This is a genomic window from Lactococcus petauri (assembly GCF_023499275.1).
GTDB classification, from domain to species: domain Bacteria; phylum Bacillota; class Bacilli; order Lactobacillales; family Streptococcaceae; genus Lactococcus; species Lactococcus petauri.
In genome coordinates this window covers 1,453,411-1,467,926 of record NZ_CP094882.1, presented here as the reverse complement: position 1 = coordinate 1,467,926, position 14,516 = coordinate 1,453,411, and the positions used below count along the sequence as shown (strand labels likewise).

10 protein-coding genes and 1 other RNA gene are annotated in these 14,516 nt (G+C 38.2%); 9 read left to right on the top strand and 2 right to left on the bottom strand.

Features of this window, described 5'->3' with window-relative positions:
- The first annotated feature begins 42 nt into the window (after positions 1 to 42).
- Both ffs and lgb_RS07110 read left to right on the top strand, forming a co-directional pair.
- Positions 43 to 138: signal recognition particle sRNA small type (ffs, locus tag lgb_RS07115), an RNA gene on the top strand.
- Positions 139 to 819: 681 nt separating this feature from the next.
- Positions 820 to 2,739 (top strand): VWA domain-containing protein, encoded by a 1,920-nt coding sequence (locus tag lgb_RS07110; RefSeq protein ID WP_249663187.1) that lies wholly within the window; start codon positions 820 to 822, stop codon positions 2,737 to 2,739.
- 99 nt (positions 2,740 to 2,838) lie between these two features.
- On the opposite strand, the gene lgb_RS07105 is transcribed toward lgb_RS07110, so the two are convergent.
- Positions 2,839 to 5,817 (bottom strand): hyaluronate lyase HylB, encoded by a 2,979-nt coding sequence (locus lgb_RS07105; RefSeq protein WP_249663186.1) that lies wholly within the window; start codon positions 5,815 to 5,817, stop codon positions 2,839 to 2,841.
- Positions 5,818 to 6,170: 353 nt separating this feature from the next.
- Here lgb_RS07105 and lgb_RS07100 point away from each other — a divergent pair, with 353 nt between their 5' ends.
- Both lgb_RS07100 and lgb_RS07095 read left to right on the top strand, forming a co-directional pair.
- Entirely contained in the window at positions 6,171 to 7,325 is a 1,155-nt protein-coding gene (locus lgb_RS07100) for a glycoside hydrolase family 88 protein (RefSeq protein WP_019294110.1), read from the top strand.
- Positions 7,326 to 7,334: 9 nt separating this feature from the next.
- Entirely contained in the window at positions 7,335 to 9,122 is a 1,788-nt protein-coding gene (locus lgb_RS07095; protein ID WP_019294111.1) for a glycoside hydrolase family 35 protein, read from the top strand.
- Positions 9,123 to 9,147: 25 nt separating this feature from the next.
- On the opposite strand, the gene lgb_RS07090 is transcribed toward lgb_RS07095, so the two are convergent.
- Positions 9,148 to 9,855, bottom strand: a complete 708-nt coding sequence (locus tag lgb_RS07090) for a GntR family transcriptional regulator (RefSeq protein ID WP_019294112.1) — start codon at positions 9,853 to 9,855, stop codon at positions 9,148 to 9,150.
- A 228-nt stretch (positions 9,856 to 10,083) separates the two neighbouring features.
- On the opposite strand from lgb_RS07090, the gene lgb_RS07085 reads away from it, so the two are divergent.
- From lgb_RS07085 to lgb_RS07065, 5 genes are all read left to right on the top strand, one after another.
- The gene (locus lgb_RS07085; RefSeq protein ID WP_080567269.1) at positions 10,084 to 11,013 is read left to right on the top strand and encodes a PTS sugar transporter subunit IIAB; all 930 of its coding nucleotides are present in this window, start codon (positions 10,084 to 10,086) and stop codon (positions 11,011 to 11,013) included.
- A gap of 1 nt (position 11,014) precedes the next feature.
- Positions 11,015 to 11,812: a PTS mannose/fructose/sorbose/N-acetylgalactosamine transporter subunit IIC gene (locus lgb_RS07080; protein WP_019294114.1), complete on the top strand. Its 798-nt coding sequence runs from the start codon at positions 11,015 to 11,017 to the stop codon at positions 11,810 to 11,812.
- The gene (locus lgb_RS07075) at positions 11,805 to 12,629 is read left to right on the top strand and encodes a PTS system mannose/fructose/sorbose family transporter subunit IID (protein ID WP_019294115.1); all 825 of its coding nucleotides are present in this window, start codon (positions 11,805 to 11,807) and stop codon (positions 12,627 to 12,629) included. The genes lgb_RS07080 and lgb_RS07075 overlap by 8 nt, the downstream gene beginning before the upstream one ends.
- Before the next feature lie 173 nt (positions 12,630 to 12,802).
- Positions 12,803 to 13,612 carry a gluconate 5-dehydrogenase gene (locus tag lgb_RS07070; protein ID WP_019294116.1) on the top strand — a complete coding sequence of 270 codons (810 nt, stop codon included), beginning with the start codon at positions 12,803 to 12,805 and terminating at the stop codon, positions 13,610 to 13,612.
- Between the two features lie 20 nt (positions 13,613 to 13,632).
- Entirely contained in the window at positions 13,633 to 14,469 is an 837-nt protein-coding gene (locus lgb_RS07065) for a hypothetical protein (protein WP_019294117.1), read from the top strand.
- Positions 14,470 to 14,516: the final 47 nt, after the last annotated feature.

The window sequence follows — 14,516 nt, the reverse complement described above, 5'->3', positions numbered from 1 at the left end:
TGATAAAGTCAAAGCTTGTCAAAACAAGAAGAAGTATGTTATAATAAATTTCGGAGCAATAAGTTTCTTACGAAGCGTGTCAGGACCTGACGGTAGCAGCACTAAGTATGGAGCTTATGTGCTCTTTTTTTTGCCATTTTTTATATTAGTTACTCCAGAAATATAGTATAGAAATATAAATAAAGATTGATAAAGCAAGTGTTTTTCCGCGAATATAATAATGTAAGTTGTGTAGAAGTTGGGTAATTATAATAGTATGATTCAACTAAAAAAACATAAAAGAGAAGTTGTCATAGCTTTTTTTTTATACAAAATATAAAAAAATAGTTGGAAATAATTTTCTTCTGTTAAGTAAATGACTCATAGAGCCTTGAATAACAGTACCTCACGTGATTGTCAGAAAAATTACAATTATATTGATATATATTTATATTCGATAGTCAACGATTATTATATCTAGGTTTTATTATAAATTAAATATTATTTTCCATGAAAAACAGTACTTTTTTATTTATTTATAATAGAAGCGTGATATATCAGTAATCGTTGACTATCGAATATAAATATATATCAATATAATTGTAATTTATTAGAAAGAAAAGATAATACTATGGAATAAAGTATGATTCAATTTTGCTTAAAACTTAATATGATATTAACGCATCAGTGTAAATATTATTGCTATAAAGTGAAAAATTTAAATTTGTTAGTCAACTATTATATTTACTAAATAAACGGATTGGAAAACAAAAAGTGAAAAAGATATTTAAATTATTTTTACTATTTTTGATTTTAATTTTTGTTGGAGGAGGGGCAGTTTTGGCTAAGGCTGAGACAATAGATTTCCCCTATATGAACGACCAACAAGGAAAATATATTAAAGATGGTGTTACAAATGGTAATACACATAATTATGATTATGGTAATGTAGCAGGCGTTTCTTTTGATAGTGAAGGTTATGTTAATTACGATAATAAAGCTTATGTTAAAAAAAGCGTAAAGGAAAATGCTGAAAAACAAGGTTTATTTGATGTCACCCTTGATGTGAAGGGAAATGATATTAATCCGCCACGTGATATAGATTTGGTTTTAGTTATCGACTTTTCATCTACAATGTCTGGCGAAAAACTCCAAAATACACAAAATGCAGTGCATCAATTTTTAACCAGTATTGCTGAAGTTTTGCAAGAAGGACATGTTCGTGTAGGATTGGTTTGTTATAATAGAAATCTTTACTCCACACAAACATTCTCCACAGATGTCAACTATTTAGATGATTTCTTGGTTAATGGAGCAAAGAGTCAATCTGGAACCTTTACTCAAAAAGGACTTATTGAAGCAGAACGTATGTTTACGGAAGATGGGCGTGGAGATGCGGAGCATATGTTGGTTCATATCGGGGATGGAAGTGCTAACCGCAGTTATATTCCTGCTCCAGATGCTGTTGAGTATCCTAATAATGGAGAACTTATCGACTATAATGGCTACCATACCTCAACATATCATGAAGATTTTCAGACGGACTCACCTTTGTACCACACCACAAGTGCTGGTTCAGATACAAATGGGATTGTAGCGAGTAAAAATGTTATTAATGATGACACTTTGGGAAGTGTGATGAAGCTTAAAAAGAGTGGGGTAATTTGTTATTCAGTCGGCGTAGCACCTTCTGGAAGAGGAGAGTATATAGCGAAAAATATTTCCTCTAATCCTTCAGGATATTATACAATTGATGAAAATCTAGAAGGATTAGCAGAAGTCTTTAAGAACCTGCAAAATAATATTTTAAAAACTATCCCTAATGGAACGATTACAGATCCGATGGGGGAAGGTATCCTCCTACAGGGTTCAGGAAATTTCACAGAACAAAATTACAAACTACAAGGCTGGCGTAAAGATAGTAACGGCGTGTGGCAAGAAGCACCAGATTTGGTTCAGGATATAAAAGTTACAGAAGCAAATCAAACAATTTCAGTTTCTTCAATTGCACTTGGAAGCGATGAACGTATTACTTTGAGCTATCAGGTACGTATTGATACCGAAAATTCTGATTTTAAGGGAGATAGCTGGTATCTGTGTAACGGGAGAACGACTTTAGATCCTAACAAATCAGGCGAGGAATTAGATTTTCCGATACCATCAATAAAAGCACCAAAGATTTCTTTAGATGTTGAAAAAGTTTGGGAAAATATAGATAAAAATCAAACACCTGATTCTATAGAATTTATTGTTACACGTCAACAGGTAACTTCTGAGACATGGACATCAAGTGATATCATTAAACTCACAAAGGAAGAAGGCTTTAAGCAAGAATATAAAACTTTAGAGGTTAATGCTCAAAATGTTGACTTAACGCTGTATAATAATAATGGTGATGACTTTACTTACCAAGTTGAAGAAATAAAAGTACCAGATGAGTTTCAAAGTACAGTTACTCAAAATGGAAATAATTTCACAATAAAGAATACATTTATTGGAACAACCACAGAACCCCCAACAACCACAGAACCTCCAACAACCACGGAACCCCCAACGACAGAGTCCTCAACTACAACAGGATCTTCATCAGAGATAACAAACTCAACTTCAAATGAAGATACGAAGAGAGATTCGAAGCATTTGCCAAATGCTGGAGAAAAAGTTACAAAGACAGCTCTAGTTGGTTTGTTTTTCATTATCCTCGCATTGATTTTCGTATTTGTAAGAAAATTTATGTTAAAAAATAAGGAAAAAAAGTAATATAAAATAAAAAGACATCAGAAATTTCTGATGCTTTTTTATTTGAAGGTAGGTTAGGGAGTTATATAAATTAAGGAAGAGGGTACCAATTAACGAAAATCACTCCACAACAATTTGTTTAGCACTCCCCGCACTGCCCGAAAAGTCAATGCTTAGAGTGTTTGTAGCTTCATCAAAACTTACGCCGTCACTCATCGAAAGGATATGCTTGAAATCTTTTGGCAATTGGATATGAGCAGTTTCATTGGTTTGAGTGGGATTTGCGATTGTGTATGTGGTTTGGGTTTGCTTGGTTTGTTTTAACAAAGAAATCGGCTTGTCTGTAGTGATGTCTGCTATGCTTCCTCCTGTGGTAGCCCAGAAATTAATTCCTAAATAGTCAGCGGTTTCCATTTGCACAGCTTGGATACTTTCGGTGTTTGCAAGAATTTTAAGAGTATTATCTTGGGTATAATGTTTAAGCTTTTCTTGCGTTGCTTCAGGAAGAATAACATAAGCATAGTTTGCATTTTGAGGATGCTGCCCGTGGTTTATCAGGAATTTACGATATTCGCCACTATAAGTTTTGTCACTTGGAAAGGCACTATTGATAGCGGCGTAAGTTCCTGTTCTTTTTTCACTTTGCACAGTGACGTCTAAAGAAGTTGGAAAGTAATAACCAATCGAAGCATTTTGATGGTCAGACTGCAAGAGGAGCCAATCTTTTTTACTTTCTTCAGAAGCATCAGTGATATTCCCCTTATTTGAAATCACTTGGTAGTGATATGCGTCATTAAGAAGACGGTTGTCCACGACCGTTTCGATGGAAGCAGTTGTGTCACCACTAATTCCCGCACCTAAGGCAATGGTCTGGTCTTCAAGAACAAACCATGATTTTTTAGCACGAAGATTCATGGGAAGGACGGTACCGTTGTTTTTAGTGCCTTGCTTATTAAGCGCCATACCCATAACGGCTTGATTTTCTGCAGCTGCTCCACCGACCCATGTTTCGGGAGAAGTTACAGTAGTAAAGGATGAGTTTTCATCTTGAAGCGCTACAGTATCTACGGTTGTCCCAGGTAAACGATAAGGATCAACCGTTGGCCAGTAACTATTACCAAATTGGACACCGTCGTTATTATAGAGATAAAACATGCCATCAGCTGTATGCCAGCCACGTTTATTTTCACCATTTCCTGCTTCAAAAGAAGAGGTGCGGTTGGAGTATAGACTCAGGCTTGTCATGTAATTTGGATTACTTTGAACAAAACGATCCATTGAGGCGAAGACTTTTGTTCCCGTAAAGGGGAGCATATCTCCAGTGATTGCAGTATTTGCCATTAAAGAAAGTGTCAGCTGTAAGTCATTATAGTCCCTCGTGTTATTGAGATAATAATCAGGATTGGTTTGCATCCAGTATTTCACTGCTTCTTGCAGCTTCTTTTGACTTTCTTCGGATACTAAGTTAGCAACGATAAGCAAATTATACATCGTGGTTGAACCGTAGCCGACCTGTGTATCTTTCGGAGCGCGTGAGATTGAGCGTCCATTGACACCTGGAAGCATCGTTCCTTGATAGATGAGAGGGATAAATGATTGTTCAACAGTAGAGACAAAGTTTGAAACAGTTTGACTGTCCATTTCAAAGCTTGAACCTTTGGTGGTAGCGAGGATTTGTCCGACACCTTTCACAAGAACATTGCCGTAAGAACCGGTATAAGGGATGTTATTGTGCTGAATAAAAGAGCCATCAGGATAAAAGCCGTCTCCCTTGGTTACTGTTTGAAAAACTTCTTTAATACTGTTTGATGCCAGCTCGATCTTACTTTCATTTTCTTGTAAAATTCCTAAACCAAGCACAGATAAGGCCAAGTCTGTTCTATTTGCTCCAGTGGTTGAAAAATTAGGAATGAAAGCCAGATCAACAAATACATCCTGTGCTTTCGTATAGAGTTGCTGATAAGGATTGGGAACATAGGACTGGATTGCTTTGCTATACTCTTGTATTTTATCTGATGGTAGCTTATCACCAAGGATCATTAAGCTACCAATAAATTTTTGAGGAATACCAACCTGCCAATCCCACCAATTGCCATAGTATTTCTGGCCATTGTAGCCCTTTTGGCTAACCATAAAATCAAGACCAGACTGAATATCAGCGAGCAGTTCGGGATTAAGATAGTAATCTGTTCCCTTAGTGCCATAAGCCTGTGAGAGAAGGTAGAGATTAGAGAATTGGGTCGTCAGATTTGCAGAAGGTGTGTCCCCAGCTTTCAAAGGCCACAACTCTTTTCGATCAGGGCTACGATTCATACTTTGGTAAAGTTTTTGAGCATTCTTGGACAAAGTATTCACATATTTGACGAGTGGAGCATTGTTAGAATCATAATTTTCAGTGATTAGTTGTTGCTTCCACTTGTCACGTAAGCTTATAGATTGCTGCGTATCTAAAACTTCAGGGATACTGTTCACTTCGCCAGCTTTCAGTGATAAGAGCGACAGCTGACTCAGATTACCAAAAAGACGTAAACCTGTGGCTCCGGTCCAGTCACCATCGATGGTTGACCCATCGCTGTAAGTAACATGGGGATTATCATAGATTATCTTGCCGTTAAGGTAAGCTTTAACACTCATGCCCTGATAACGTAGAAGTAGCTTATAGGTCTGTCCGATCTCAAGACTTTGACTATGGATATCTGTTATCCATTTGCCTCCTGGCTGACCAAGCTGCCAGTTTCCGTTACTCATATAAGCAAAGGACTGATAATTTTTGGTGTTTCCTGCGCCGGCACGAAAGACAAATCCAAAATTTGTTTGTCCCTTGTACACAAAAGTTATTTGCACATCACCAGAACTACGGTTTCCTGCATCTGTATTAAGCGAAATACTCTCATAACCTGTACTTAGCTTTTGATTAGCTATATTCAGCTGTCCTTGAGAGATTTTTCTATCGGCTTGGCCAACCAAATCCTCCCAAGTTCCAAGCTGATTGCTGAAATCAGAAGTATAGCTCTCCGCTGTAGCTCGTTGACTGAATGTGAAACTTATTGAAATGCTCACAAGTAAGAAAGCAATAAAATAAAATAGTTTTTTTGTCATTTCATATTCTCCGTGTATTTATTTATATTCCCAATGCTTGTTTTAAAGTACAATAAAAGAGACTTAGAACAGTTAATCTAAATCTTTTCAATATTTACTTTTAGTCGCTCCTTTTCTTTATGATAAGTAGTATAATTTAACATGTTATATTATCTATGAGTAAGTATATAGTATGTTAAGAAGATTGTCAACCTATTTAGATAACGCTTACTTGCGCACTATTGAGGGATAGTAAATTTTTAGGTAATAAATATCTCGGCTGTAGTTTTTTCTTGGACCATCAAAAATTTCTTGCTATTTTGTCAAGTAAAAGTTATAATATAACATGTTAATATATTAAGAGGGGTTAAGTTATGAATACGAATAAGAAAAAATTAATTCAGCTCGGTCAGAATATCGACCAAGCTTGGCTGGACAATCAAATAAAGAAAATAATTGTAAAAATTGAAAGAAACATGGAGCGGTTTGGCGATGATTTTCCTTCGGCTTGTGCTACAGATGGGAAATATCGTATCAAGGGAAATGACGACTGGACCAATGGATTTTGGACAGGAATGATAGCTTTGGCTTATGAATATACAGGTAATGCAAAATTCTTACATCGTGTCGAAGCCAACATGGAAAGTTTCCAAAAGAGATTAGACGATCATTTTGTGTTAGATCATCATGATATCGGGTTTCTATATAGTCTGTCAGCGGGGGCGGCTTATAAGTTAACTGGAAATGAAACTTATAAAGCGACTTTACTTCAAGCTGCGGATGTCTTGCTTCACCGTTTTCAAGAAAAAGGTAATTTTATTCAAGCTTGGGGCAAGTATGGCGATCCTAAAGAATATCGTGTCATTATTGATTCATTCATCAATCTTCCCTTACTCTTTGCAGCAACAGAATATTCTGGCAAAGCAATTTACAAAGAAGTAGCGCTGAAGCATTATGCGACTTTGCTCAAAACAGTTTTCCGTGACAATGCAAGTACTTATCATACTTATTATTTTGATCTCGAAACAGGACAACCAGCATATGGAGCTACACATCAAGGACATAGCGATACGTCAACTTGGGCACGTGGGCAGGCATGGGCTATTTTAGGAATTCCGCTTAATGAAAGTTATATTCATTCCGCTATTTTTCCTGAGGTATACCCTTCTGTGGTAGAAGTTTTCTTGAAGCATTTACCTCAGGATCTTATTCCATATTGGGATTTTGATTATACAGATGCAGAACCATCTGCTAAAGACAGTTCAGCAGCAGCTATTGCAGCGTGTGGCTTCTTAGAAGCTGCACAGCAAAAAGCTTATCCAGAAGCAGAGGTTATGGCTAAGGGACTCATTTATCAGTTGGGAGAATTTTATACTGAGGCAGCAGATGGAAATGAAGGCTTGTTGCAACATGGGGTATATGCTTTTGCAGAAGGCAAAGGTATTGATGAACCTAACCTCTGGGGCGATTATTTCTATTTTGAAGCGCTCATGCGCCTAGCGAATGACAAATGGAACCGATATTGGTAAGGAGAAGTAGTGAAAACATTTCAAATAAAAGAAGAATTTATGCTGGATAATAAGCCAGTTAAAATAATAAGTGGTGCTATTCATTACTTTAGAATTCCCCAAAGTCAGTGGGAAGACAGTCTTTATAACCTGAAAGCACTTGGTGCAAATACTGTAGAAACTTATATTCCTTGGAATATTCATGAACCTGAAGAAGGAGTATTTGATTTTGAAGGCATGAAAGATATTCGTGCTTTCGTTAAGCTGGCTGAAAGTTTAGGGCTCATGGTTATTTTACGGCCTTCTGTCTATATCTGTGCCGAATGGGAATTTGGCGGACTTCCAGCCTGGTTGCTGAAGGAATCAGAAATGCGTCTTCGTTCCACAGACTCACGCTTTATGACCAAGGTGGAAAACTATTTTAAGGTATTACTTCCATATCTTTCACCATTACAAATCACTGCAGGTGGTCCTGTTATCATGATGCAAGTTGAAAACGAATATGGTTCTTATGGGATGGAGAAGGAATATCTTCGCCAAACGATGGCACTTATGAAAAAATATGGGATTAATGTATCCTTGTTTACTTCAGATGGTGCTTGGCAGGCAGCGCTTGATGCGGGTTCTTTGATTGAAGATAATGTTTTGGTTACAGGAAACTTCGGCAGCCGTTCGAAAGAAAACGCAGCAGTGCTCGCAGGATTTATGAAAGAACATGGTAAAAAATGGCCGCTTATGTGTATGGAATATTGGGATGGTTGGTTCAATCGTTGGGGAGAACCGATTATTAATCGTGATCCGCAAGATTTAGCAGATGAAGTTAAAGCCATGCTGAAGCTTGGTTCGCTTAATCTTTATATGTTCCACGGTGGGACCAATTTTGGCTTTTATAATGGTTGCTCTGCGCGTGACACGGGAAATTTACCGCAAATCACGAGCTATGATTACGATGCCTTGCTCACAGAGGCAGGAGAGCCTACCGCCAAATATTATGCTGTTCAAAAAGCGATCAAAGAAGTGTGCCCAGATGTTTGGCAAGCGCAGCCTCGTGTCAAAAAAATTGCAAATCTTGGTTCTTTTAAAGTTTCAGAGAGTGTGTCTTTATTTAAGACTAAAGATAACATGATGCAGGCTTTAACAACCGCTTATCCTCTCACTTTAGAAGCAGCAGGTACAGGCTATGGTTATATGCTTTATTCTACTGTCTTAAAAAATTATGGTAAAGAGACTAAACTTAAGATTGTTGAAGCGAGCGACCGTCTCCAAATTTATCTTGATGGTCAACATAAACACACACAATACCAAGAAGAAATTGGGCAAGAAATATTGCTGGATGTAGCGGAAAATCAAGAAGAGATTCAAGTGGACTGTTTGGTAGAGAACTTAGGTCGTGTCAATTATGGCTTTAAGTTTAATCATCCAAGTCAGCAAAAAGGTATACGTGGCGGTATGATGCATGACATACATTTTCACCAAGGTTATACACAATATCCTTTAGATTTCTCTGCGGAACAGTTAAGTGGAATTGACTTTAGTGCAGGTAAAAATCCAGCACAGCCTTCTTTTTATCGCTTTAATATGAGCTTGGATAAGGTGGCAGATACTTTCATCGATTGCTCGAACTATGGCAAAGGTGTTATCATTGTGAATGGTAAGAATCTTGGTCGTTATTGGAACCAAGGGCCTGTGTACAGTTTGTATTGTCCGAAGGACTTTCTCCATGAAGGAGAGAATGAAATTCTTGTCTTTGAAACAGAAGCTGTAGAAATTACCAGCTTAAACTTTTCAAGTCAACCAGTATTTGATACTCTAAAGTAAAAATAAAACAAAGTAAAAGTGGATGCTATTCGGCATCCACTTCTATTTTTGTTTTGAAGTATTTCCAATGTTTGTAGCTGACGATATATTCAGCAACACTCTTATCTACAAGATAGGTGTGTTTAACCTGCTTGACCACAGGTTCGCGGAAGCTTAAGTTGAGCGCATTGAGCAACTCACTTTCATCTGGAAAAATAATTTCATTTGTTTCAACAGAGGACATGGAATAAAGATCGACACCAAAGTCTTTGTTCACTCGCTCATAGACACTCGAATAGTCTTCTAAATGATCTGACACAGGCTCCTTGACTAAAGTTTTTGGAAGGTGTGTAAAGTGTAAGAGAAAGGGGGTTCCATCAAAATAACGTACCCGAACAATCTTATAATAACTTTGGTCTGGACTAAGTCCAAGCTCTTTTAAGATTGAAGGTTCATTTTCCTCTTTTATTGACAGAACTTTGACAGTTTCGTGATCTTGAGAATGCAATTCGATATCTGAGAATTTAACATTTTGGGAAATTTTCGATTTAGAAACGTAGGTACCTTTTCCTTGAACGCGGTAGAGGTAACCTGCACTTGTTAATTGGTTTAAGGCTTTCACCGCAGTGATAGAACTTACTTCATATTTTCGTTTAATATCGGCTTCTGAATAAAATTTATCCCCGGGGATAAATTTATGATTTTTGATTTCAGATAATAAGTCTTGTTTGATTTGTTCATACTTTGGAATCAATAGAAATACTCCTATCTATATAACTTATATTAGAATGATAACATGTTAAGTTATAATATGCAAGCTGTATATACAAGGCTTTAGAGTGCGCTTTAGGGAGCTTTTTACAAAAAAATATGTAACCGTGTACATTTTCTCTTGACAAGCTACTTAATATGTTATATACTGATAATGCAAGAAGATAACATGTTAAATAAAAGAGCGCTTGCGTGATTGATAAGGAGTCAAATGAGAAACATAGTATTGATTAGCCATGGTTCGATGGCTGCCGGGGTGAAAGAAAGTCTCGAGATGATCATCGGACGGCAAGAACAGATGCATGTGGTATGTATGCCCGAGGATAGTGATAATATCCAGTTTCAACAAGAGTTACTAGAAAAAATGCAGACCTTAGAGGGTGAAACTTTAATTATTGCTGATTTACTTGGAGGAACACCTTGTAACGTGGCGTTAAAGCATTTTACCGATAATGATGATGTTTCTATCATCGCTGGGATGAACCTCTCTCTTGTTTTAGAAGCAGCAGTGAGTGATACTGCGTCCGCTGATGATTTGGTTACTTCGAGCAGAACAACGCTGGTTAATGCGAAAAACTTGCTGAATGAAGCAAAGGCACAAGAAGCAGTAACGCTTAATATGGCAGATTATTCTGAATACCAAGGTAAAGCAAAGATTGTTAACACGCGCATTGATGAACGCTTGATTCATGGACAAGTGGCTGGAATTTGGTCTTCAAGTTTGGGGACACAACGCATCATTGTTGCAAATGATGAGGCAGCTGGCGATGACTTGCAAAAATCATCTTTACGCATGGCTTGCCCATCAGCAATGCGACTCTCAGTTATTCCCGTAGCCCAAGCAGCAGAAAATATCAATGCGGGGAAATATGGCTTACAACGGATTTTTCTTCTCTTTAAAAAACCTGCCGATGTTTTAAAATTTATTCAAGCAGGGGGGAAACTTGAAAGTCTTAATGTAGGGAATATGAGCTATAAAGAAGGTTCAAAAGAAGTCACAAAGAGCATCAAAGTCATGCCAGAAGAAGAAGGTATCTTCCAAAAAATTGCTGCTGGTGGCGTTAAAATCACAGCCCAATTGGTTCCAAGTGAGCCCGCCATTGACTTTATGGAAAAACTTAACAAAATAGGAGAACGATAAAATGCATTTAACAGTCCTACAAATCATTTTAATTACAATTTTTGCCTTTATTGCTATCAATGATTCATTGATTTCGAATTCGTTGACTCAGCCAGCTATTGCCGGTATGATTTCTGGTTTAATTATGGGAGATTTGAAAACTGGTTTAATGGTTGGTGGTACCCTTCAGCTTATGCGCTTAGGTATTGCAGCATTTGGTGGAGCTTCTGTACCTGACTATTTCACAGGTGCCGTCCTTGGTACAGCATTCGCTATTATTTCAGGCAAAGGCGCAGCTTATGGTATTGGTTTAGCTGTTCCTGTCTCACTTCTGATGCTCCAACTTGACGTTGTGGCACGTTTCTGTAATGTCTTCCTGCTTCACAGAGTTGACAAAGCTATTGATAAAGAACAATACGGCCGTATTCCACGTTTGGTTCTCTCTGGTTCATTTCTTTGGGGACTATCTCGTGCTATTCCCATCTTACTCATGCTGATCGTTGGTGATGCTGCTGTAACAACCTTGACCAATGCAATGCCTGAATGGTTGATGACTGGTCTTCAAGTTGCTGGGGGCACATTGCCTGTTGTCGGTGTGGCGATACTCTTGCGTTATTTGCCAACGAAACAATATATTCCCTATCTTATGGTCGGTTTCTTCCTTGCAGCATATTTACAAGTTCCGATGATGGGGATTGCGATTGTCGGAGTAGTCGCAGCACTCTTGGTGTTCAAACGTGACAGCGCAAAGCCTGCACCAGCTGAGGCAGGCACAACAAATGGCCAAAACTTTGAAGGAGGCTTTGACGGTGATGAATAACAATAAAGAAGTAATTACAAAAAAAGATTTAAATAAAATTAGCTGGCGTTATATCTTGGGAAGTCAGCTCAACTGGAACTATGAACGTATGATGAGTTCAGGTTATCTTTATGGCATCATGCCTGTTCTGAAAAAGCTTTACAAAGACGATAAAGAACTCAAAGATATGGCTAAAACGCATAACCAATTCTTCAATACCAATGCTATTTTTGGTAATTTGATTATGGGGATTGATGTAGCCATTGAAGAAAAAGAAGGTTATAAAGCGAAGGAAACTGTGGCGGCTTTGAAAACGGCCCTCATGGGATCACTTGCAGGTGTCGGAGATTCACTTTTCCATGTTATTTGGGGGACAATCTTTGGTTCTGTTGCAGGAACTTTAGCTCAGCAAGGTTCGACTGTCGGCTGTCTCCTTTGGATTGCTGCAAATATTGCCTTGCTCTTTGGTCGCGCTGCTTTACTTCCACTAGGGTATAAACAAGGGGTAAAATTAGTAACCACATTAAAAGATAAACTCTCTGCCTTTACTAATGCGGCAACTGTTCTAGGTGTAACTGTTATTGGCGCTTTAATACCAACGGTTATCAAGGTAGCTACGCCACTGGTTTACACAAATAACGGTGTTAAGTTAGAAATGCAAGCAACATTAGATGGAATCTTGCCAGCCTTAATCCCAGTTTTGCTCACATTGTTAACTTACTGGATGTTGGGCCAAAAGAAATTGAACTCTACACGTGTTATTTGGTTGGTTTTAATTTTCACGATTGTTCTCAGTGCACTTGGCATTCTAGGGTTACCTGTGCCACCAGCAAAATAAAACACAACACACATTGTATAAGGCATTCGTCTTGCACGGTGTGTGAAGAATTTTCGGATGACTTACCTCACTTACACAATTCCGAGTCATTGGAAAATTTTTCATAGACCGTATAAGAACAAAAGGTTCATATTGCATATGAACCTGCTTTTTAATAAGAAAAGGAATAAAAAATGACAGATAATATTTTAAAATTATTCAGCATGGAGGGAAAAATAGTCCTTATCACTGGAGGGGCACATGGGATTGGATATTCTCTTGGTATTGCTTATGCCCAAGCAGGCGCAAAGATTGTTTTTAATGCCAGACATCAAGCGGGAGTAGAAACGGGTTTAGCAGCTTATGAAAAAGAAGCCATTAAGGCTTATGGCTACGTCTGTGATGTCACAGATGAAACAGCAGTTGCGGCTATGATGCAGCAGATTGAAGAAGAAGTTGGAAGTGTAGATGTTCTGGTGAATAATGCGGGCATTATCGCACGACAATCGATGCTTGACATGACAGCGAGCGATTTCCGAAAGGTTGTAGATGTTGATCTCACAGGTCCTTTCATTATGTCGAAAGCCGTGCTTCCTGCGATGATTAAAAAAGGAGGCGGCAAGATTATCAATATTTGCTCCATGATGTCCGAGCTGGGCCGTGAAACTGTTTCGGCATATGCCGCAGCCAAGGGCGGTTTGAAAATGCTGACTAAAAATATCGCCTCTGAGTATGGTAAATACAATATTCAGTGTAATGGTATCGGCCCTGGATATATTGCTACCGAACAAACGAAACCACTGCGAGAACGACAAACAGATGGTTCTCGTCATCCTTTTGATGCCTTTATTATTGCGAAAACCCCGGCTGAACGTTGGGGGAAACCGGAGGATTTACAAGGTGCAGCTGTCTTCCTTGCTTCAGATGCTTCCAACTTTGTAAATGGGCATATCCTATATGTCGATGGCGGTATCCTTGCCTATATCGGCAAACAACCTGAATAAAGAAAATGGAGAAACAAAGAATGATAAAAATTGAACTGCTTAATAAGGACAAAGAAAATATCTCTGGTAAATTTGATCATGAGAAAGAGTACGCACCATTTATGGCTCAAGGCAACCAACTTTGTACACTAGGAATCAAGGAATATGTGTATCAGATGGGAGATAAGATTCGTGTTACAGTAGATGAGGTTCCAGGTTATTATATGGTTCAGATGGATGAAACTCTTGCGCCATCACTCCTTTATTTTACTCAAGAAGAATGGTTATATGAAATCCCTTTAACAGAAAATCTGCGAAAGTCCTCTGTGGAGACGGCCTTCAAATCCGCACGCCATAGCTTGACCGTGCGCAAAGCCCATCCTTTTGAAATTTCAAACTATCAAAATCTTTCTTTTAATGCGCATGATCAAAAAGAAAACTCAGGCGTATATCCGCATGCTTCGGCCAATGTCGAAACACGTGATGAGTCGGTCTTTTTCGCGAAAAATGCCATAGATGGTAAATGCGCTAACCTATCACATGGTTCATATCCTTTTGCCTCATGGGGAATTAATCAGCAGGCTGATGCAGAATTAACCATTGATTTTGGCCGTCATGTTGAAGTGGATCAGCTGAACTTACTTTTCCGCTGTGATTTTCCACATGATAGTTATTGGCAAAGTGTCGAAGTTACATTTTCAAATGGCAATTGTATGAGCTTTGACACAGAAAAGCAGGAAGAGTTTCAAAACTTTAAATTTCCGACACAGCAGACCACTTTTATCAAACTGGGTCATTTAAACAAGGCACAAGATGATTCGCCCTTCCCTGCGCTAACCCAGATTGAAGTTTTTGGAAAAAACAAGCCTGTTCAATAAGACTATACCTATCCCTTGCAAAGTCATGGGATATTTTCATCAGAAAA